Origin of the sequence: Tabrizicola fusiformis, assembly GCF_013328815.1 — a bacterium.
Taxonomy (GTDB): Bacteria; Pseudomonadota; Alphaproteobacteria; order Rhodobacterales; family Rhodobacteraceae; genus Fuscibacter.
In genome coordinates, this window is record NZ_JABUHN010000001.1 from 117,321 (window position 1) to 135,779 (window position 18,459).

Sequence of the window (18,459 nt, forward strand, 5' to 3'; positions counted from 1 at the left end):
GCAATCGGAGGAGGGTCCGACATGGCCGGGATGTTTGACTTCGTGATTGCGGGCGGCGGTTCCGCCGGTTCGGTGCTGGCGGCGCGGTTGTCGGAAGACCCTGCCGTGACCGTCTGCCTGATCGAGGCCGGGGGTCGGGGCGACGGATTGCCGGTGCGGCTGCCCGCGGGCACGGTGGCTATGCTGCCGGGGCGGCCAAGGATCAACAACTGGGCGTTCCATACCGTGCCGCAGCCCGGGCTGAACGGCAGGCGCGGTTATCAGCCGCGCGGCCGCGCGCTGGGCGGGTCATCGGCGATCAATGCCATGCTGTATATCCGGGGCCAGCGGCAGGACTATGACGGCTGGGTGGCGGAGGGGGCGACCGGCTGGGGTTGGGACGATGTGCTGCCGTATTTCCTGCGGGCCGAGGGGAATGCGCGTGGTGCCGATGCCCTGCATGGCGCCGACGGTCCCTTGCAGGTGGCCGACCAGCCCGACCCCCGCCCCGCCAGCCGCGCCTTTGTCGAAGCCGCCCGGCAGATGCAGCATCCGGTGACCGAGGATTTCAACCGCGGCGACAATGAAGGGGTTGGCCTGTATCAGGTCACGCAATTCCATTCCGGCCCCCACAAGGGGGAGCGGTGTTCGGCGGCAGCGGCCTATCTGCATCCGGTGATGCAGCGCCCGAATCTGCATGTGATCACAAGGGCGCAAGCCGCGCGTGTGCTGTTCGACGGGCGCCGCGCGACGGGGCTTGCCTATCGCCGCAGCGGAGAAGAGCGGCAGGTTCTGGCCCGGCGCGAGGTGATCCTGTCGGCAGGCGCTTTCGGTTCGCCGCAACTGCTGATGCTGTCCGGCATCGGTCCGGGTGACCACCTGCGGCAGATGGGCCTGCCGGTGCTGCATGACCTGCCTGCGGTGGGGCAGAACCTGCAAGACCATCTCGACTTCATCCTGTCGTGGAAAAGCCCCGACACCGACAGTTTCGGCTTCAGCCTGCGCGCGGCGGCGGCGATGCCGGGGCATATCCTGAACTGGGCGCGCCACGGGCGGGGGATGCTGACCACGCCCTTTGCCGAAGGCGCAGGCTTTCTGCGTAGCGCGCCGGGGGTGGAGCGGCCCGACATTCAGTTGCATTTCGTCATCGGCATCGTGGACGACCACGCGCGGCGGCTGCATTGGGGCCATGGGTTCTGCTGCCATGTCTGCACCCTGCGGCCCCATTCGCGCGGGCAAGTGCGGCTGGCCTCGTCCGATCCGCTGGCGGCCCCGCTGATCGACCCGCGCTTTCTGTCGGACCCGCGCGATCTGGCCACCACCATCGCCGGGGCGAAACTGACCCGGGCGTTGATGCGGGCGCCTGCGCTGCAACCCCATCTGGGGCGCGAGATGTTCGGGCTGCGCGACGGCATGGACGATGCCGAATGGGAGCGGCATATCCGCGCCCGGGCCGACACGATCTATCACCCCGTCGGCACCTGCCGCATGGGCAGCGATGCCGCCTCGGTTCTGGACCCCGGGTTGCGGGTGCGCGGTGTCACCGGGCTGCGGGTGGTCGATGCCTCGGTCATGCCGCGTCTGGTCAGCGGCAACACCAATGCGCCGACCATCATGATCGCCGAACGCGCCGCCGACCTGATCCGCCGGGGTCAGTGACCGGCGGCAGGCTGATCCTTGTTGCCCAGAAGCAGGCTGATCCCGGCCTCGACCCCGCCGACGCATTCCAGCGCGAAACGGTCCATGTCGCGGCTGCGGATGCTGGCGATCAGCTCGGCCACCTCTTCGGGGCTGTCGCCCAGCCGGTCCAGCGCCGCCCCCGCCATGGCCAGCGCGCTTTCAAAGGTCTCGCGCATCTGGAAATCGACCCCGGCCTTGACCAGCGCCAGCGCGTGCTGGCGGTCATAGGCGCGGGCCACAACCGGAACCAGCGGAAACGCGTGCTTGATCACCTCGACGATCTTCGTCGTGGCCTCGGCATTGTCTATGGCGACGATGACCAGACTGGCATTCGCCGCGCCAGCAGCGTGCAGGATGTCCAGCCGCGTGCCATCGCCATACCAGACCTTGAAGCCATATTCCCCCGCATCGCGGATCGACTGCGCATCGGTATCGATGATCGAAATCGAATGCCCGCGCTGCAAGAGGGGTTGGCTGATGATCTGGCCCATCCGGCCAAAGCCGATCATCAGCACCCGCGCGGCAAGGTCATGCGCCGCCTCGACCCCATCCAGAGACGCGGCCTTTTGCGGCACAAGCCGGTCATGCAGAATCAGCATCAGCGGCGTCAGCGCCATCGAGACGATGATGATGGCGGCCAGATTGGCATTCCATTCGGGTTCCAGAATCCCGAATTGCGTGGCGGTGGCGTAAAGGACAAAGGCGAATTCGCCCCCCTGTGCCATCAGGACGGCGCGTTCCAGCGCCTCGGCATGGCCGGCCTTGGTGGCACGGGCGACACCGTAGATCACCAGCATCTTCAGCGCCATGAAGGCAGGCACGCTGACAAGGATGATCGCCCAGTTTCGCGCGATGATCTCAAGGTCCAGCGCCATGCCGACGCCTAGGAAGAACAGGCCCAGAAGCAGGCCGCGGAACGGCTCGACATCGGCCTCAAGCTGATGACGAAAGCTGCTTTCCGACAGCAGAACCCCGGCAAGGAAGGCGCCCATCGCCATCGACAGCCCGCCCCCCTGCATCAGCACCGCCGCGCCCAGCACCACCAGAAGGGCGGCTGCCGTCATCACTTCCCGCGCGCCGAACCGGGCAAGAAGGCGGAACATCGGGTCCAAGAGATAGCGCCCGGCGACCACCAGCACCGCAATCGCGGCAAGTCCGATGCCCACGCTGATCAGCCGGTCGGCCAGCGTCGCCTCGGCCCCACCCGGCGCAAGGAAAGCCACCAGCGCCAAAAGCGGCACGATGGCCAGATCCTCCAACAGCAGAATGGCGACGATCCTCCGCCCCTTGGGCAGGCCCATCTGGCCGCGTTCCTCAAGCACCTGCATCACAATGGCGGTGGAGGTCAGCACAAAGCCGGTGCCCGCCACAAAACTGGCGGTGACAGGATAGCCCAGCGTGATGCCGACCCAGATCAGCGCGGCAATCGCCAGCACCACCTGCGCCAGACCCAGACCGAAGATCTCGCCCCGCATCGACCACAGCCGCGAGGGCTGCATTTCCAGCCCGATGATGAACAGGAACAGGACAACGCCCAGTTCGGCGACATGGATCACCGATTGCGCGTCGTGAAAGAAACCCAGCCCATAGGGACCAATGGCCAGCCCGGCCGCGAGATAACCCAGAACCGAGCCAAGCCCGGCGCGCCGGAACAGCGGCACGGCAACCACCGCCGCCGCCAGCAGCACGACGACCGAGGTCAGATCGACACCACCACCATGTTGCGCCGCCACCTCTGCCGCCGCGGTCAGTTCACCCGCCATCGCTGCCCCCGGACCGCTTACCAAACCTGCCCGGAAGATTCCGGTTTCCAGCGCAGTCTAGCGAGGCTTTCGGCACGGCCAAGCCCCGGAATGGGCCATCCGCACCTGTGGCAAAGGTCCGGCGGGCCTGTTGTCCGGGCGGCTGTCCGGTCAGGCCAGGGCAAGGGCCCAGATCGCCCCCAGAAGCCCGATCGAGGCCGCCACCGTCAGCGCGGCCAGCCATGCGGGCATCGACAGCGGTTCGTCGCTGTCATCTCTTGTGCGGAAAGCTTCGTGAAAGGCGGGGTCGAAATGTCCGTCAAACATCGGTTTTCTCCTTTCAGGTGCCAAGAAATGTTTCAGGTGCCAACACAAGGACCAGCGCAAACACATAGATCAGCGCAAAGGCCAACAGGGCGGCGCGGTCCGATTTTCCGGGTTCGGGGCGGCGGAACAGGCGGTTCATCGGGCAAGTCTCCGTTCAAGCCGGTTGCGCGGCAGGACCGGACCCGACCGCAACGCAAGGTCGTCGCGCACAGCCTTGCCCTCGGCCCAGGGGCCAAAGCCCGAGGCAACATTGATATGGCCGACAAAGCCCAGATCGAGCAGATCGCTGCCCCAGGCGCGGGCAAGATGGCTGGCGCGGGCAAGGCTCATCCACGGATCGTTGCGGCTGGCCACGACGGTTGCCGGAATGTCGAAGGGCAGTTGCGGGATCGGGCCGAAATGGCCGATCCGGTCGGCGCCCTCCGTCTCGGCCGGGGCGACCAGCAGGGCGGCGCGCACCTGCAATTGCGGCCAGCGCGCCAAGATCCGCGCAATCAGGATCGCGCCCAGCGAATGGCCGACCAGAATGCTGTCGGGATGGCGCAGGATCATCCCTGCCAGTTCCGCTTCCCACACCGCAGGAGAGGGACGGGACGGGTCGGAAAGCTCAACCATCAGCGCGTCATGTTCCGTCGCCGCCCACCAATGTTGCCAATGCGGGGCGGCAGAGCCGTCAAGTCCGGGAACGATCAGGGTCTTGGTCACTTCGGGTCTCCTTCCCCGATTCTGGCGATAGTTAAATCTACTAGACAAGTCGTGATTATCGATTCCAAACTTCGGCGGCGAAAGAGAATGGCCTTCTCTCAACGCACAGTGGTGTTGACCGGATAGGCGGTGGTGAACTTGATCCGCTCAAGCGCGAAATGTGAGGTGACGTTCTTGATCGCCACGGCATCTGTCAGCCGCTTGTAAAGCGCATCGAAGGCCGGCATGTCGGGCACGGCGATCCGCAGCAGGTAATCCACCTGTCCCGCCGTCCGGTAAACCTCAAGGATCTGCGGCAGCGATTCGGTGGCACGGGCGAAAGTCTCGCGCCATTCCGCCGAGTGGTCGGGCGCCTCGATGCCGACAAAGACCGTCAGGCCGAATCCCAGCTTGGCCGGATCTGCCAGGGCCACACGCCCGGTCAGAACGCCCGTCGCCTCAAGCTTCTGGATGCGTTTCCAGCACGGGGTTTGCGACAGGCCGACCCGGTCGGCGATCTGGGCCACGGCAAGCGTCGAATCGCGCATCAATTCGGCGACAATCTTCCGGTCGATCAGATCCAGCGGTTCCATCGTATCAATTCCGTCTACAGCTTGGGCGCCCCGAGGGCGGCGTGTCCCCTAGAATGCACCAAAAAACGCAAATGTCTACCGTTCTTATCGTGTAAAATGGCAAAGGCTTCTGCCGCACGGAAAAATCGGCTCTGTGCAAGGGATTCTGCCGGTTTTGCGGGCGATGGCAGGCATTCCCTCCGTTGATTCCGCGCTGTTAACCGCCTAGCGTTCGGGAATGATCACGCAGAAGATGAAATATGCGCTGAAGGCGCTGCTGACCCTTGCCGACGAGGCCGCCAAGCCGCGGCCCGAGCCGCTGACGATCGAAGAGATCGCCCGGCGCTCCGGCACGCCGAAGCGGTTTCTCGAGCATATCCTGCTGGAAGTGCGCAATGCCGGGATCATCGCCTCGATCCGCGGCCGCTCGGGCGGTTACAGCCTGATCAAGGCGCCCGGCGAAGTGTCAATTTCCGAACTCCTGCGCACCATCGACGGGCCGATTGCGCCGCTGCCCTGCCTGTCGCGCCGCGCCTACCAACGCTGCGAGGACTGCGTGGACGAGGCAAGCTGCCGCATCCGCAAGGTCTTTGCCGAGGTGTTCTGGTCCTACCTCGTCATCATCGACTCGCTCACGCTCGAAGACATGCTCCGCTCCGGCGCCGTCGCAGAGCAGGTGCTCGGAACGGTTGAGGTCTGAGGGGGCCTGGCCAGGGGTCAGGAGGCGGTGGTGGCTGCCCTGCTTTGGGTCACCATGACAAAGCCGTCTTCGGTCGGGGCGAGGGAAACCTCGACCGCCGCGAGGTCCGAGAGCCGGGCAACATGCGTGCCGCCGCAGGGCATCGACACCTCGACACCGTTCAGGTGGGTTGACCACAGGCGACGGTCGCCAAGGGGGCCTTCGCCGGGGGTCAGCACCACAGGGGCAGGCGTCGTGAGCATCTGGCGCAGGGTTTCATTGATCGCCGCCGCCCGACCGGGCAGATCGGACAGGAAAGCCGCCGCATCAAAACCCTTCTTGCGCAGCGATTTGCCCAAGCGATAGCCGTCGGTCGAGGCATCAGCCCCGATCTGTGATTGCGTCACAGCCGCCTTGTCGAGATTGGGCGCGCCAAGACTGTCTGTGTCGTCCGGGGTCTTCGTCCAGAAGGGTGCCGCGCATTGGTTCAGAGCCAGCGCCGCCAGATGCACGCCGGTATGCTGCAACGAAAGCGCGTGGCGGAACGGCCCGTCCACCTCCAGCGTGACGACCTCGCCCGGGGCAACTGCGGCGTCCAGCACATGCAGGACCACCGCGGCGATGTCGGGATCGCCGCGCTTCAGCGCCCTTGCGGCATCACCCGTCGCCAGAATGCCGGTCGCCCGGTTCAACAGCGCCTCGCGGCTGTCAAGCACCGTGGCCCGCCGCCCGTCGGCCAGGATCAGCCAGCCGCGGTCGCCGGGCTGATCCGGCCAGGACAGGCTTTGCGGGTGAAACGGGCTGCGGTCGGTCACCGCCAGATGCTCGCGGGCGACCTCTGTCGCAAAGACCACCCGCGCGGTTTCGCCAAGACTGCCGCCGGCAAAGGTCACGACGGTTCCGTTGCTCAACCCGGTTTGCAGTTCCATTCCTCAGCCTTCCGTTGTTCCGCCGCCCTTGGCGGCGCGCAGATAGTTATAGACGCTTGCCCGGCTCATCTGCAGCACGCGCGAGATATAGGCCGCAGCATGTCTGCCGCCAAAGGCGCCGTCCGATGCGAGTTCGCCCACCAGTTGGCGCTTTTGCGCCCGGCTGAGATCGGCAACAGAGGTGCCATTGCGCGCGGTCCAGCCGTGGACATATTGATTGATCCTTTCGTGCCAATCTTCATGGAACAGCACGGCGGGCTGACCGGCGCCCGCAGGCAGGCGGGTCAGATTGGTCAGAAGTTCGATCGCAGTGTGCAGGTGGGTGACATCAAGATTGATGCACAAGACGCCAATCGCCCGCCCGCCCGGATCGCGCAGCACCGCGCTGACCGATTTCAGGCGCCGGCCATCGAAATTCACCTTTTCATAGGGGCCGATCACCGCGACATCGGGGCGAAAGTCGATCTCATGCAGCAAGGACGGCTCGCCGATGTCCCGCCGCGAGAAGGGGTTGGCGATATGGGCCACCGTTTCGGTCGCCAGATCATGCAACACCACCTCGGCCTGCGGCTGCAACAACAGCGCGATGGCGTCGCAAAGCGGGTGAAAGGCGGAAAGGGGCATGGGCATCTCGCGTTAAGCTTGCGGGATTTATACCAGTATGTATAAATTGGACAAGATAATCCATGGAGGCGCCATGCTGTCGCCAAGCGAGCTGGAGCAACTGGTGGAGATGCGCCGCCACCTGCACCGGCATCCCGAACTGTCCTGCGCCGAGGTGCGGACGGCAGAGTTTCTGGCGGCAAGGCTGGCCGGGCTGGGCTTGCCCGTGGTCACCGGCATCGGCGGGCACGGGTTGGTGGCCACGGTCGGGAACGGCGACGGTCCCGCCGTGGGGCTGCGTGCCGATATGGACGCGCTGGCGATCACCGAGCTGACGGGTTTGCCGCATCAGTCGCAAGCGCCCGGCGTGATGCACGCCTGTGGCCATGACGGCCATATGACGATCCTTCTGGGTGCGGCGATGATCCTGCGGCGGCAGGATTTTGCCGGGCGGGTCCATCTGATCTTCCAGCACGCCGAAGAGCGGTATGGCGGTGCCCGGATGATGCTGGATGACGGTTTGCTGCGGCGTTTTCCGATGGACCGGATCTTTGGTCTGCACAATTGGCCCGGCCTGCCCACGGGAGCAGTTGCGGTGCATGACGGCCCGGTCATGGCGGGCACGGCTGAGTTTTCGCTGCGGTTCAGCGCGGCGGGCGGCCATGCCTCGATGCCGCATCTGACGGGCGATCCGCTGCTGGCCGGTGGGCATTTCATGACCGGCATCCAGCAGGCCGTGGCGCGTTCGGTCGATCCGATGGAGGCGGCGGTGGTCACGGTGGGCAGCTTTCGCGGCGGCCATGCGCAGAACATCATCCCGCAAGAGGCCGAGTTGACCGGCACGCTGCGCGCCTTCCGCGCCCAGACGCTGGGGCATTTGCGCGACAGGGTGGCGGCGGTGGCCGAGGCGGCGGCAGGGATGGCGGCCTGCGACTGGACCCTCGACTTTGATCCCAATGCCTGCAGCCCGGTGGTGAACACAGGGGCCGAGCGCGACATCCTGCGGCAGGCGGCGGGCGAAGCCCTGATCGCGCCGCCGCCGCCGGTAATGGCCGGAGATGATTTCGGCGAGTTTCTGGGCGTGCTGCCCGGTGCCTATGCCTTTCTGGGCAATGGTGCGCTTGCCCCCGAAGCGGGTCTGCATCAGCCGAAATACGATTTCAATGACGCGGCCATCGCGCCGGGGGCAGCCCTGTTGGCCCGGGCCGCCGTTCTGGCGCTTGGCGCTTGAGGAAACCATGATCCAGCTTTCCCGAACTCAGATCGAAGCCTTGGTCACCGTCGATTCCGAAATGGCCGAGGCCGTGCGCGACGCCTATCGGGCCATCTCCGACGGGCGCGCCAACCTGCCGCCGGTGGGCCATCTGGGCTTTCCCGCGGCCCATGGCGATTGTCATATCAAATTCGGCCATATCGCCGGGGATGAGGTCTTTGCCGTCAAGATCGCTTCGGGTTTTTATGACAACCCGGCAAAGGGCCTGCCCTCCAGCACCGGGGTTGTGCTGGTCTTTTCGGCGTTGACCGGGCAGATGCAGGCGCTTCTGGCCGATGAGGGCTATCTGACCGATCTGCGCACCGGGCTGGGCGGTGCGGTGGCCAGCCTCGCGCTTTGCCGTCCGGATGCCCGGCGGTTCCTGATCGTTGGCAGCGGCACACAGGGCTATTGGCTGGCCCGGTCGCTGCGGCATCTGGCGCCGGCGGCCGATATTGCCATCTGGGGCCGCAACCCGGACCGTGTGGCGGCGCTGGTTGCCCGGCTGGAGGGGGTGACAATCGCCCCCGATCTTGAAACCGCCTGCCGCGGCGCCGATGTGATCGTGACGGCCACCCCCGCCAACGCCCCGCTTGTTCGCGCCGATTGGGTGCGCCCCGGCTGCCATATCACCGCCATCGGCGCTGACAGCCCCGGCAAGCAGGAACTGGAAACCGCGCTGGTCGTTCGGGCACAATTGCGCGTCGCCGACAGCCTGTCGCAATCGCTGGACCATGGCGAATTTGCCCATGCCCGCGCGGCGGGGCTGATCGGGCCCGGCGATTGCGCCGAATTGGGTGCGATCCTTTCGGGCCGGGCTGCGGGGCGCCGATCCCCGGACGATATCACGATTGCCGACCTTACCGGCGTTGCCACGCAAGACATTGCGATGGCGCGTTCCGTCCTCTCCCGCGCGAAAGGCACCGCCCAGTGACCGACCTGATCCTTGCCTCTGCCGCGCGTTCCGTCATGGCCCGGCGCCGTATCCGGGCGCATATTCAGGAAACGCCGCTCTTGCCCGCCCGGCGCGAGGGGCTTTGGTTCAAGGCCGAGAATTTTCAGCTTACCGGCTCGTTCAAGATCCGCGGGGCGGCTTCGGTGATGACGGCGGTTCCCGCCGGGCAGGCGCTGATCACGGCGTCATCCGGCAATCACGGCATCGGGGCGGCCCGTGCAGCGCAATCGCTGGGGCGCAAGCTGACGGTCGTCCTGCCGGAAAGCGTCGTGCCGGAAAAGCTGGCAAAGATCCGGTCCCATGGTGTCGAGGTCGTCCTATACGGCGCCGAAACCGGCCTGGCCGAGCAGCACGCCCAGACCCTCGCGCACAAGACGGGTGCGCGCTATATCTCGCCCTATAATGATGCCGATGTGATCGCGGGTCAGGGCACCATCGGGCTGGAGCTTCTGGAGCAGGCGGGGCAGATCGACAACCTCGTCATCGCCATGGGTGGCGGCGGTCTGATCAGCGGTATCGGTGCGGTGATCAAAGCCTTCTCGCCCAGCACACGCATCATCGGTGCCGCTGCCGAAGCCTCGCAGGCGCTGGCGCTTTCGATGCAGGCCGGGCGGGTCGTGGAATGCGATCATCTGGATACCTTGGCCGATGCGGTGGCGGGCGGCATCGACGAGGGCACGCTGACTCTGCCGCTGGCGCAAGCTGTGGTGGATGAGGTGGTGACCTGTTCCGAAGGCGAAATCCTTTCGGCGCTGCGCAGCCTTGCACAGGACGAAACGCTTCTGGTCGAAGGCGCCGCTGGCTTGGCCATGGCGGCGTTCCGCAAGCTGGGGGAAAGGACGGCGGGCAAGACCAATATCGTCCTTCTGTGCGGCGGGAATTTCGATGGGCCAAAGATCCGCGCTCTGGCCTTGGGCTAGGGTCAGCGGGCGCCGAAACCGCCTTGCTTGTCTGGGCAGCAAGCAGGGCGGCGGCTCAGACCCTTTCACTTGTTCCCGAGGGCCGCGGCGCATTCCTCACCTGACGCGCGTCCTGTGATCAAGCTGGCACGGGCCGGTCGGCAAACCCGGGTCAAGTTTGCGCCACGCCTCCACCCCCATGGCGCGCTCGAGGGTCGTGGCAACCTGCAACAGCCGTGCATCGTCATGCCACCCGGCCACAAGCTGCCCGCCGATGGGCAGACCCTGCCGGGTCAGGCCGATGCAGAAGGACAGGGCGGGATTTCCGGTCAGGTTGAAGGGGCGGGCAAGCGACAGGTCAACCTCCCCCATGGGGCCGCTCTCATAGCCAAGGGGCTGCGCCGGGGTCAGCATGGTGGGTAAGAACAACAGTTCGGTCTCGGACATGACCGCCGCAACCGCGGCCCACATGTTGCGCCGCTGGCCGAGGGCGGTGATATAATCGGGCGCCGGGATGGACCTGCCATCCGCCAGCCGCGCCCGCGCCGTGGCCGAGAAACGGTCGGGCCAGCCGTCGAGTTCGGCGCCGTGTTCGGCGGTTTCCTCGGGCCAGGTGATGCGGCGCGCGATGCGGCCCATTTCGGTGAAATCGGGCAGGCGCACCTCAGTCACAGTGGCGCCGAGATCGCGCAAAAGCGCGATCGTGGCTTCGGTGGCCGCTGCCACCTCGGGGTCAAGCGTGGCGTGGTCCGGATAGACATGGCGCGGCAGTCCGATCCGGCATCCCCGCAGGTCGGGCAGATCGGGCGCGACCGGCGGCCCCCCCATCGCCTCCAGCATCAGCGCGCAATCCGCGGCGGTCCGGGCCATCGGGCCGATGCAATCCATGCTGCGCGACAGCGGCAACAGGCCGCCGGTGGCAATCAGCCCGTCGGTCGGCTTCAGCCCCGCCACGCCGCACCATGCCGCAGGGTCACGGATGGACCCCGCCGTATCGCTGCCCACCGCCCCGGGACACAGCCCCACCGCCACTGCAACGGCAGAGCCCGAAGACGACCCGCAGGGATCGCGCGACAAATCCCATGGGTTGCGCACGGCGGGAAAGGCAGCGTCCTCGTTCAGGCCCACCGCATATTTATGCGTGGCGAGTTTGCCCAGAATGACCGCGCCTGCGGTTTTCAGCCGCTGCACCACCGCTGCATCCCCGCTGGCCATATGGCCGCGCCGATGCGCCGCCTGCACGGTGGTGGGCAGGCCCGCCACGTCGATCAGATCCTTGATGCCGACGGGGATACCGTGCAGCGGCCCGCGCCAGCCGCCCCGGGCGATCTCATCCGCCGCCTGCCGCGCCTCATCCAGCGCGGCTTCGGCACGCAGGCTGTTCACCGCGTGCAGGTGCGGGTCGAAGGCCGCGATCCGGTCAAGGCAGGTCTGCACAAGCGTTGCCGGTGACAGGTGCCCGCCCCGGATCAACGCCGAAAGCTGTGCGATCGTCAGGTTGGAAATCTCTGCCATCAGGCCCCCTCGAACAGGCAGGCCGCACGATGGCCGGTTGCCACCTCGACCGGCGGGGGAAGGGTTGCGGTGCAGGCCGCCTGCGCCACGGGGCAGCGGGTGCGGAACCGGCAGCCCGACGGCGGATTGGTCGGGCTGGGCAATTCTCCGGTGAGGGGAACGCGCGGCCGGGCGCGTTCCGCCACCGGGTCGGGGCTGGGCGCCGAAGCGAGAAGTGCGCGCGAATAGGGATGGCGCGGGTCGCCGTATAGCTGGGTCGAGGCGCCCTCTTCGACGATCTTGCCCAGATACATCACATAATTGCGGCTGGCCGCCTGCCGGACCAGCGCCAGATCATGGGCGACCAGCAGGCAGGCCACCCCCAGATTGCGGCTGAGATCGAAGAACAGGTTCATCACCTGCGCCCGGACCGACAGGTCCAGCGCGCTGACCGGCTCATCCGCGATCAGGACGCGCGGGTTCATCGCCAGCGCGCGGGCAATGGCGACGCGCTGACGCTGCCCGCCCGACAGTTCCCGCCCATAGCGGGGCGCGATGGCGGCGGGCAGACCCACATGGTCCAGCAGTTCAGTGGTCCGCGCACCGCGGCGTTCGGCGGGCAGCCCTGCGATGACCAATGCCTCTTCCAGCGCCTCGCCGATGGTCTGGCGATTGTTGAGCGAGGAATAGGGATCCTGAAACACATATTGAATGGCCGACCGCGTGCGGCGCAGGGCGCTGCCCCTGAGGGTAGACAGATCGGTGCCGTCCAGCACGATCTGCCCCGAATTGGGCGTGGCCAACCCGACGATCGACCGGCTTAGGGTGGATTTGCCACAGCCAGATTCGCCGATCAGGCCGACGATCTCGCCCGCGTTCAGATGCAGGCTGACACCATCGACGGCCTTGATCGTCTTGCCGCGCTCGACGCTGCGGAAATGGGTGACAAGGTTGCGAACCTCCAGAACGGGCGTGGTCATGCGGCAGCTCCCTTCGGGATGACGGCAAGGGTCAGGTGGTGACAGGCGGCCTGCCAGCCCGGGGTTCCGGCGACCGCCCGCATCGGCGGGCGCAGCGTGGCGCAGCCGGGCGTGGCGCGCGGGCAGCGCGGCGCAAAGGCACAGCCGCCGATCGGTCCGGCCAGTTGTGGCGGCATCCCGGGCAGGCCGCGGAACGGGCTGCCCACCGGGTCTTCGGGGCGCGGAATCGCGTCGATCAATGCACGGGTATACGGATGGGTCGGCGCGCGCAGCACCTGATCCACCGGCCCCACCTCGGCCAGCCGTCCGGCATACATCACCGCCACGCGGTCGGCGGCATTGGCCACCACCCCGATGTCATGGGTGATCAGGATCATCGCCATGCCCATCCGCGCGCGCAGGTCGCGCAGCAGGTCTAGAATCTGCGCCTGCACCGTCACATCCAGCGCCGTCGTCGGCTCATCCGCGATCAGCAGTTTCGGTTCGGCGGCGATGGCCATGGCGATGACGACGCGCTGGCAGAGCCCGCCCGAAAGCTCGTGCGGATACTGCCGAAGCCGCGCCTCGGGGTCGGAAATACCGACCAGCCGCATCAGCTCCAGCGCCCGCGCCTCGGCGGCAGCGCCCTTCAGGCCAAGGTGCAGGGTGCAGACCTCGGCGATCTGGCTGCCGATCCGGCGGGCGGGGTTCAGCGCCGTCATCGGATCCTGAAAGATCACCGCCACTTCGCGCCCGCGCAGACGGGCCAGCGCAGCCTCGTCCCCGCCGATCAGGTCGGCCCCGGCCAGTTGCGCACCGCCAGACAGCCCTACCGAAACCCCTTCGGGCATCAGGCCGATGGGGGCAAAGCTCATCACCGTCTTGCCGCTGCCGCTTTCGCCGACGATGGCAAGGCATTCCCCGGCGGCGACCGACAGGCTGACGCCATCGACCACGCGCACGGCGGCGCTGCGGGTGTAAAGGTCTACGGTCAGGTCGCGGATGTCATAAACGGCATTCATGCTTTCTCTCCGGTGACAAGCCCCCTGGGCGGCCTGTCCCAGGCGGCGGCCTCGGCCCGGCGGCGGGCCAGCAGGCGGCGGCCCAGGGGGCGCGGCACCCGGTTCAGCGCGATAGCTTCGCCCAGGAAGTTGAAGGCGACAACGACAAGGGTCAGCGCAAGCCCCGGCAGGATCACCTGCCGCGGATCGCCTTCCAGATAGGGCAGGCTGTCCACTAGCATCTGGCCCCACTCCGGGGTGGGTGGCTGGATGCCAAGGCCAAGGAACGACAAGGTGGCGATGGACAGCGCCAGCCCCCCGGCATCGGCGGTGGCATAGACAAGGACCGAGCCGGTCGTCGTCGGCAGAAGGTGGACGAAGAAGATCCGCAAGGGGCTGGCGCCCATGACGCGCAACGCCTCGATATGCGGTTTGTTCATCACGCCCACCACTACCGCCCGACTGACACGGCAGAAGGACGGCCACCATGCCAGCGCCAGCGCGATGACCATGTTCCAGTAGCCGGTGCCGAAAATGCCGATCATCGCCAGCGCAATTATCAGCGACGGCATGGCAAGGCCCACATCCGTCACCCGCATGATCGCCTCTTCGGTCCAGCCGCGGCGGTATCCGGCCAGCGTGCCCAGCCCGATCCCGATGATCAGCGCGATGCCCAGAACCAGCGTGATGCCCACCAGAGAGGTGTTCGCAGCCGCAATCAGCCGCGAGAACGTATCGCGCCCCAGATGGTCGGTGCCCAGCCAATGCACCAGCCCCGGACCCTGTCCCGCGGCCAGCAGGTTTTGCTTTAGCGGGTCATGCGGCACCAGCCAGGGCCCGAAAAGGCCAAGGAACAGGAACCCGGCCACGATCCAGAGCGCCAGCCCGGGGGAAACCCGCAAGGGCCGCGCGGAATTCAGGAAAACGGTCATCAGCGGTCCCCCTGCCGGCGAAGTTTCGGGTCAAACAGCATCACGGCGATATCCACCGCCAGATTGAGCAGGATGAAGAACGAAATGAAGATCAGCAGCCCGGCCTGCACCACCATGAAGTCGCGGAACTGCACGCCTTGCAGGAACATGGCCCCCACACCGGGCCAGGCGAAAAGCGGCTCGACCACCACGCTGCCCACCGTCATGGCAGTGAATTGCGCGCCAAAGGCGGTCAGCCAGGCCGGGGCGACATTCGGCAGCGCGTCGCGGAACAGGATCGCATTGCGCCGCAGCCCCTTGGCGCGGGCCGTCAGGGCGAAGGGGCGGGTCATCTCTTCCTCCAGCCCGACGCGCACAAGGCGGCTGAGAACGCATCCCGGCAGCATTCCCAGCGTGATCCATGGCAGGATGTAGCTGCGCGGCCCCTGATTGTCGCCGAAGGTCGGGAACCAGCCCAGTTTAAGCGCGAAGCCATAGATCAGCATGGCGCCAAGGAAGAACTGCGGGGTGGAGGCGCCGATCAGCGCCCCGATCCGGGTCAGCCCGTCCACCACCCCATGCGGCCGCAGGGCGCCCAGAAACCCCATGGCCAGGCTGAAGAGGCAGGCAAAGATCGCCGCACCGCCCAGAAGCGTTGCCGTGACCGACAGCCTGCGCGCCATCGCCGCGCCCACCTCCTCTCCGGTCTTGTAAGAGATGCCGAAATCCCCGCTGGCACGCCAGACAGCCAGTGCCAGTAGCGGGTGGGGAGCAGTTCGTTCAGACCCAACTCCTCTTCGATCTCGGCAATCTGGGCAAAGGTCGCGCCCGGGGTGCGCAGTTCCGCAATCAGCACCGCGACATTGCCGGGCGCCGAGACGACGAGGCCGAAGCACAGCATCGAGGCCAGAACCAGAAGGATGGCCGCATTGCGGAAGCGGCCGGTCACATAACCCAGCATCGCCCTAACCCGCCTTGATGATCAGCCCGTCATAGGGCGTGTCATATTCGGTCGCCGGCGGGGTGAAGCCTTCGACACGCGGCCCATGCGCCCAGATCGAGGGCGTGTAGAGCAGGGGGGCCAGCGCGGTTTCGGCGTGAATCCAGTCATAAACCGCCTGCACCTGTGCCTGAACGGTCGCCTCGCTTGCTGCCGTCGCGGCCTCCATCAGCGGGTCGAGGTTGGCGGCGTCAATCACCATCTTGCCATCCACCCCGTTGTCATAGGGCGAATAGAGATAGCCCATCATGGTGCCGAAAGGTTCGTAGGGGGCGCCGAAGGTCAGGAACAGCGCCATGTCATACTGCCGCGCCGGAATGTCGCTGTGGCGCGAGGCGTGATCGACAGAGCGGATCGTCAGTTCGACGCCGATTTCGGCCAGTTGCGCCTGCATCACCTCGGCCATGCTGCGCGACCCGGCGATCTGATCGTTCGAGACCACGAATTCGACCTTCAGCGCGGCGCCATCCTTGCTGCGGATGCCGTCGCCGGTCCATCCCGCCGCATCCAGCAGCGCGCGGGCGGCGTCGGGATCATGGGCGTCGGGGGCAAACTGATTGCCCGACAGCGGAACTGAGGGCGGGAACATGCTGCCTGCGGGTTCCGCCAGCCCGCTGTAAAGCACCTGCGCAATCGCCACGCGGTCAAAGCCCTGGCTGATCGCATTGCGCACCCGCTTGTCGGCCAGAGCCGGGTTGCGGTCAGGGTTGAAGCCCAGAAGCATGGCAATGCCGGAATGCACCGCAACCGCGATGCCGGCGTCTTTCAGCGTGGTCGCCTCGTTCGCGGTGATGGGGGCCATGAAATCACCCCCCGTCACGTCGATGTCACCCGCTCGCAGGGCCGCCATCCGGCCCCGCGAATCCGGCAGGACCACCAGTTCCAGCTTGTCAAAGCCGGGCGCGGTGCCCCAGTAACCCTCATACCGCTCAAACGCCGAGAGGCTATCCGAGGCCGAGGTCAGCTTCCACGGCCCGGTGCCGATGGCCTTGTCAAAACTGCCATCCGCCGCCACCGAGGCCGGGCTGAGATAGCGCGTCGGCTGGGTGTAGCTGAGTTCGAAGAACAGGCTCAGAGGTGCCTCTTTGAAATGCATAACCACCGAATGATCGCCCTTGATCTCCAGATGGTCGAACAGCCGGACGTGGTTGATCCAGTCATGGTCGCCCGTCGGCACCCAGCGGTCGAGGTTCCATTTCATCGCCTCGGCATTCCAGGGTGTGCCGTCCTGAAAGGTCACGCCCGGCTGCAATTCCAGTGCAAGCGTCTTGCCATCGTCGGACAGTGACCACGAGGCAGCAAGGCAGGGCTGAATCTCGCCCCCGGGGCCGTATTTCACCAGCGGTTCATAGATCAGATCCTGCGCGCCCCAGAGACCCTTATAGGCATGGGGATTCATGTCGCCCGCAGGTTTGGCGATGGCGAAACGCACCGTGTCACCGGGGGCGGCAAGGGCGCGGGTCGCAAAACCTGGCACAAGGGGCAAAAGACCGGCGGCGGCCATGCCTTGAAGAAGGTTGCGGCGTTTCATCTGGGGCTCTCCTGTTGATATGTTGGTTTTGTTCAGCTTTTCTTGATCTTGCCCGCCGCGATGCAGGTCTCTATCGCGGTCAGGAAACGGGTCAGGTCGTCTTGCAGGTCTTCGGGCGCTTCCATGCCGACCGACAGGCGCAGCACGAATTCCGGGCCGGTCCAGCGGGTGGCGCTGCGCAGCGGCGCGACGGCTGAAGGCGCGGCCAGACTGCGCGTTCCGCCGAACGAGGCGCCGATGGAGATGACCCGCAGCGCATCCAGCGCGGGCAGCACATGCGGCGCGGCCAGATCATCGAAGGCCACCGAGAAGAGGCCCGAGGCGCCATGGAAATCGCGCGCCCAGATGTCATGCCCCGGGCTGCCCGGAAGCGGCGGATACAGCACCTGCGCCACATGCGGCTGCGTTGCCAGCCATCCGGCCAGTCGCAGCGCCGTCGCGCTGGCGCGCGCCATCCGCACCGCCATCGTCTCGACCCCACGCATGACAAGCGCCACGTCATCGGGGGACACGCCGATGCCATATCGGCCCATCTGCGCCTTGATCCGCAGGCCCAAATCCGGGTCGGCCACCGTGACCGATCCCATCAGCAGATCGGAATGGCCGCCGAAATGCTTGCTCAGGGCTTCGGCGACCAGATCGACGCCATGCTCCAGCGGGCGGAAGTTCAGCGGCGAGGCCCAGGTGTTGTCGCAGCCCGTCAGCGCGCCATGACGGCGGGCAATGGCCACGATGGCGGCAATATCCTGCATCTCCAGCGTCAGGGAACCGGGGCTTTCCGCCCAGATCAGCCGGGCGCCCGGGGCTTGTTCGTCCAGGGCCGCAAGGTCGGTCGGGTCGTAGAAAGCCGCAGAAATGCCCAAGGCGGGCAGGTCGGTCTGCGCGAAATCGCGGGTCGGGCCATAACAGGTATCGGGCAGCAGCACCCGGTCGCCGGTCTTCAGCACGGCCAACATGGCAAAGACATTCGCCGCCTGACCAGAGGGCAGCAGCACGGTCCGCGCCCCGCGCTGCATGGCCGTGATCCTGCCCTCCAGATGCCGGTGGGTCGGCGTGCCGTAAAGCCCATAGACATAGCCATCCGCCCCCCGGCCAAGGCGGCGGGCAAAGCTGTCGGCATCGGGGTAAAGGATGGTGGACGCCCGATGAACCGGCACCGTCAGGCTGTCATAGCCCTCGGTGCTGACCGGCACGCTCTGAAGGGAAAGTGTCTCATCACGCATACGGAACTCCTTTGTCGTCACGCTCAAGGTTGACCGGCA

General features: G+C 66.5%; 20 protein-coding genes. 5 read left to right on the forward strand and 15 right to left on the reverse strand.

Going from position 1 to position 18,459, the window contains the following annotated elements; genetic code table 11:
- Nucleotides 1-30: 30 nt before the first annotated feature.
- Nucleotides 31-1,638 carry a GMC family oxidoreductase N-terminal domain-containing protein gene (locus HS053_RS00535; RefSeq protein ID WP_174209611.1) on the forward strand — a complete coding sequence of 536 codons (1,608 nt, stop codon included), beginning with the start codon at nucleotides 31-33 and terminating at the stop codon, nucleotides 1,636-1,638.
- Here HS053_RS00535 and HS053_RS00540 read toward each other — a convergent pair.
- The 5 genes from HS053_RS00540 to HS053_RS00555 form a co-directional block, all read right to left on the reverse strand.
- Entirely contained in the window at nucleotides 1,632-3,422 is a 1,791-nt protein-coding gene (locus HS053_RS00540; RefSeq protein ID WP_174209236.1) for a monovalent cation:proton antiporter-2 (CPA2) family protein, read from the reverse strand. The two genes, HS053_RS00535 and HS053_RS00540, sit on opposite strands and share 7 nt — an antisense overlap.
- A 150-nt stretch (nucleotides 3,423-3,572) precedes the next feature.
- The gene (locus HS053_RS00545) at nucleotides 3,573-3,728 is read right to left on the reverse strand and encodes a hypothetical protein (RefSeq protein ID WP_174209237.1); all 156 of its coding nucleotides are present in this window, start codon (nucleotides 3,726-3,728) and stop codon (nucleotides 3,573-3,575) included.
- Nucleotides 3,729-3,741: 13 nt separating this feature from the next.
- On the reverse strand, nucleotides 3,742-3,867 hold the full coding sequence (locus tag HS053_RS22455; protein ID WP_277817033.1) for a hypothetical protein: 126 nt from the start codon (nucleotides 3,865-3,867) through the stop codon (nucleotides 3,742-3,744).
- Nucleotides 3,864-4,433: an alpha/beta hydrolase gene (locus tag HS053_RS00550; protein WP_174209238.1), complete on the reverse strand. Its 570-nt coding sequence runs from the start codon at nucleotides 4,431-4,433 to the stop codon at nucleotides 3,864-3,866. Before HS053_RS00550 ends, HS053_RS22455 begins: the two co-directional genes overlap by 4 nt.
- Before the next feature lie 98 nt (nucleotides 4,434-4,531).
- Nucleotides 4,532-5,005 carry an Lrp/AsnC family transcriptional regulator gene (locus HS053_RS00555; protein WP_174209239.1) on the reverse strand — a complete coding sequence of 158 codons (474 nt, stop codon included), beginning with the start codon at nucleotides 5,003-5,005 and terminating at the stop codon, nucleotides 4,532-4,534.
- Nucleotides 5,006-5,222: 217 nt separating this feature from the next.
- Here HS053_RS00555 and HS053_RS00560 point away from each other — a divergent pair, with 217 nt between their 5' ends.
- On the forward strand, nucleotides 5,223-5,684 hold the full coding sequence (locus tag HS053_RS00560) for an RrF2 family transcriptional regulator (protein ID WP_174209240.1): 462 nt from the start codon (nucleotides 5,223-5,225) through the stop codon (nucleotides 5,682-5,684).
- Between the two features lie 17 nt (nucleotides 5,685-5,701).
- Here the strand turns inward: HS053_RS00560 and HS053_RS00565 are convergent, their stop codons facing one another.
- Both HS053_RS00565 and HS053_RS00570 read right to left on the reverse strand, forming a co-directional pair.
- Entirely contained in the window at nucleotides 5,702-6,592 is an 891-nt protein-coding gene (locus tag HS053_RS00565) for an alanyl-tRNA editing protein (RefSeq protein WP_174209241.1), read from the reverse strand.
- A gap of 3 nt (nucleotides 6,593-6,595) precedes the next feature.
- Nucleotides 6,596-7,222 (reverse strand): helix-turn-helix transcriptional regulator, encoded by a 627-nt coding sequence (locus HS053_RS00570; RefSeq protein ID WP_174209242.1) that lies wholly within the window; start codon nucleotides 7,220-7,222, stop codon nucleotides 6,596-6,598.
- 67 nt (nucleotides 7,223-7,289) lie between these two features.
- Here HS053_RS00570 and HS053_RS00575 point away from each other — a divergent pair, with 67 nt between their 5' ends.
- The 3 genes from HS053_RS00575 to HS053_RS00585 are packed head-to-tail and all read left to right on the forward strand — an operon-like array spanning nucleotide 7,290 to nucleotide 10,322.
- Entirely contained in the window at nucleotides 7,290-8,426 is a 1,137-nt protein-coding gene (locus HS053_RS00575; RefSeq protein WP_206677567.1) for a M20 metallopeptidase family protein, read from the forward strand.
- A 7-nt stretch (nucleotides 8,427-8,433) separates the two neighbouring features.
- On the forward strand, nucleotides 8,434-9,381 hold the full coding sequence (locus tag HS053_RS00580; RefSeq protein WP_174209243.1) for an ornithine cyclodeaminase family protein: 948 nt from the start codon (nucleotides 8,434-8,436) through the stop codon (nucleotides 9,379-9,381).
- A complete protein-coding gene (locus tag HS053_RS00585) occupies nucleotides 9,378-10,322 on the forward strand; it encodes a pyridoxal-phosphate dependent enzyme (RefSeq protein ID WP_347233278.1) in 945 nt (314 codons plus the stop codon). The genes HS053_RS00580 and HS053_RS00585 overlap by 4 nt, the downstream gene beginning before the upstream one ends.
- 96 nt (nucleotides 10,323-10,418) lie before the next feature.
- Here HS053_RS00585 and HS053_RS00590 read toward each other — a convergent pair whose 3' ends face one another.
- The 8 genes from HS053_RS00590 to HS053_RS00620 are packed head-to-tail and all read right to left on the reverse strand — an operon-like array spanning nucleotide 10,419 to nucleotide 18,420.
- Entirely contained in the window at nucleotides 10,419-11,816 is a 1,398-nt protein-coding gene (locus tag HS053_RS00590) for an amidase (RefSeq protein WP_174209244.1), read from the reverse strand.
- Nucleotides 11,816-12,775, reverse strand: coding sequence for an ABC transporter ATP-binding protein (locus HS053_RS00595; protein ID WP_174209245.1), 960 nt, complete (start codon nucleotides 12,773-12,775; stop codon nucleotides 11,816-11,818). Before HS053_RS00595 ends, HS053_RS00590 begins: the two co-directional genes overlap by 1 nt.
- Nucleotides 12,772-13,776 carry an ABC transporter ATP-binding protein gene (locus HS053_RS00600; RefSeq protein ID WP_174209246.1) on the reverse strand — a complete coding sequence of 335 codons (1,005 nt, stop codon included), beginning with the start codon at nucleotides 13,774-13,776 and terminating at the stop codon, nucleotides 12,772-12,774. Before HS053_RS00600 ends, HS053_RS00595 begins: the two co-directional genes overlap by 4 nt.
- Complete coding sequence (locus HS053_RS00605) at nucleotides 13,773-14,687, reverse strand: ABC transporter permease (protein WP_174209247.1); 915 nt, start codon at nucleotides 14,685-14,687, stop codon at nucleotides 13,773-13,775. The genes HS053_RS00600 and HS053_RS00605 overlap by 4 nt, the downstream gene beginning before the upstream one ends.
- Nucleotides 14,687-15,274 (reverse strand): ABC transporter permease, encoded by a 588-nt coding sequence (locus tag HS053_RS00610; RefSeq protein WP_241699725.1) that lies wholly within the window; start codon nucleotides 15,272-15,274, stop codon nucleotides 14,687-14,689. Before HS053_RS00610 ends, HS053_RS00605 begins: the two co-directional genes overlap by 1 nt.
- Complete coding sequence (locus tag HS053_RS22240; RefSeq protein ID WP_241699712.1) at nucleotides 15,226-15,627, reverse strand: ABC transporter permease family protein; 402 nt, start codon at nucleotides 15,625-15,627, stop codon at nucleotides 15,226-15,228. The genes HS053_RS00610 and HS053_RS22240 overlap by 49 nt, the downstream gene beginning before the upstream one ends.
- 4 nt (nucleotides 15,628-15,631) lie before the next feature.
- A complete protein-coding gene (locus tag HS053_RS00615; protein WP_174209248.1) occupies nucleotides 15,632-17,197 on the reverse strand; it encodes an ABC transporter substrate-binding protein in 1,566 nt (521 codons plus the stop codon).
- A gap of 32 nt (nucleotides 17,198-17,229) precedes the next feature.
- Nucleotides 17,230-18,420 (reverse strand): trans-sulfuration enzyme family protein, encoded by a 1,191-nt coding sequence (locus HS053_RS00620; protein WP_174209249.1) that lies wholly within the window; start codon nucleotides 18,418-18,420, stop codon nucleotides 17,230-17,232.
- Nucleotides 18,421-18,459: the final 39 nt, after the last annotated feature.

Coding starts and splice junctions, on each gene's coding strand:
- HS053_RS00535 (WP_174209611.1), top strand. CDS start 31: ATGTTTGACTTCGTGATTGCGGGCGGCGGTTCCGCCGGTTCGGTGCTG.
- HS053_RS00540 (WP_174209236.1), bottom strand. CDS start 3,422: ATGGCGGGTGAACTGACCGCGGCGGCAGAGGTGGCGGCGCAACATGGT.
- HS053_RS00545 (WP_174209237.1), bottom strand. CDS start 3,728: ATGTTTGACGGACATTTCGACCCCGCCTTTCACGAAGCTTTCCGCACA.
- HS053_RS22455 (WP_277817033.1), bottom strand. CDS start 3,867: ATGAACCGCCTGTTCCGCCGCCCCGAACCCGGAAAATCGGACCGCGCC.
- HS053_RS00555 (WP_174209239.1), bottom strand. CDS start 5,005: ATGGAACCGCTGGATCTGATCGACCGGAAGATTGTCGCCGAATTGATG.
- HS053_RS00560 (WP_174209240.1), top strand. CDS start 5,223: ATGATCACGCAGAAGATGAAATATGCGCTGAAGGCGCTGCTGACCCTT.
- HS053_RS00565 (WP_174209241.1), bottom strand. CDS start 6,592: ATGGAACTGCAAACCGGGTTGAGCAACGGAACCGTCGTGACCTTTGCC.
- HS053_RS00570 (WP_174209242.1), bottom strand. CDS start 7,222: ATGCCCATGCCCCTTTCCGCCTTTCACCCGCTTTGCGACGCCATCGCG.
- HS053_RS00575 (WP_206677567.1), top strand. CDS start 7,290: ATGCTGTCGCCAAGCGAGCTGGAGCAACTGGTGGAGATGCGCCGCCAC.
- HS053_RS00580 (WP_174209243.1), top strand. CDS start 8,434: ATGATCCAGCTTTCCCGAACTCAGATCGAAGCCTTGGTCACCGTCGAT.
- HS053_RS00590 (WP_174209244.1), bottom strand. CDS start 11,816: ATGGCAGAGATTTCCAACCTGACGATCGCACAGCTTTCGGCGTTGATC.
- HS053_RS00595 (WP_174209245.1), bottom strand. CDS start 12,775: ATGACCACGCCCGTTCTGGAGGTTCGCAACCTTGTCACCCATTTCCGC.
- HS053_RS00600 (WP_174209246.1), bottom strand. CDS start 13,776: ATGAATGCCGTTTATGACATCCGCGACCTGACCGTAGACCTTTACACC.
- HS053_RS00605 (WP_174209247.1), bottom strand. CDS start 14,687: ATGACCGTTTTCCTGAATTCCGCGCGGCCCTTGCGGGTTTCCCCCGGG.
- HS053_RS00610 (WP_241699725.1), bottom strand. CDS start 15,274: ATGGGGTTTCTGGGCGCCCTGCGGCCGCATGGGGTGGTGGACGGGCTG.
- HS053_RS22240 (WP_241699712.1), bottom strand. CDS start 15,627: ATGCTGGGTTATGTGACCGGCCGCTTCCGCAATGCGGCCATCCTTCTG.
- HS053_RS00615 (WP_174209248.1), bottom strand. CDS start 17,197: ATGAAACGCCGCAACCTTCTTCAAGGCATGGCCGCCGCCGGTCTTTTG.
- HS053_RS00620 (WP_174209249.1), bottom strand. CDS start 18,420: ATGCGTGATGAGACACTTTCCCTTCAGAGCGTGCCGGTCAGCACCGAG.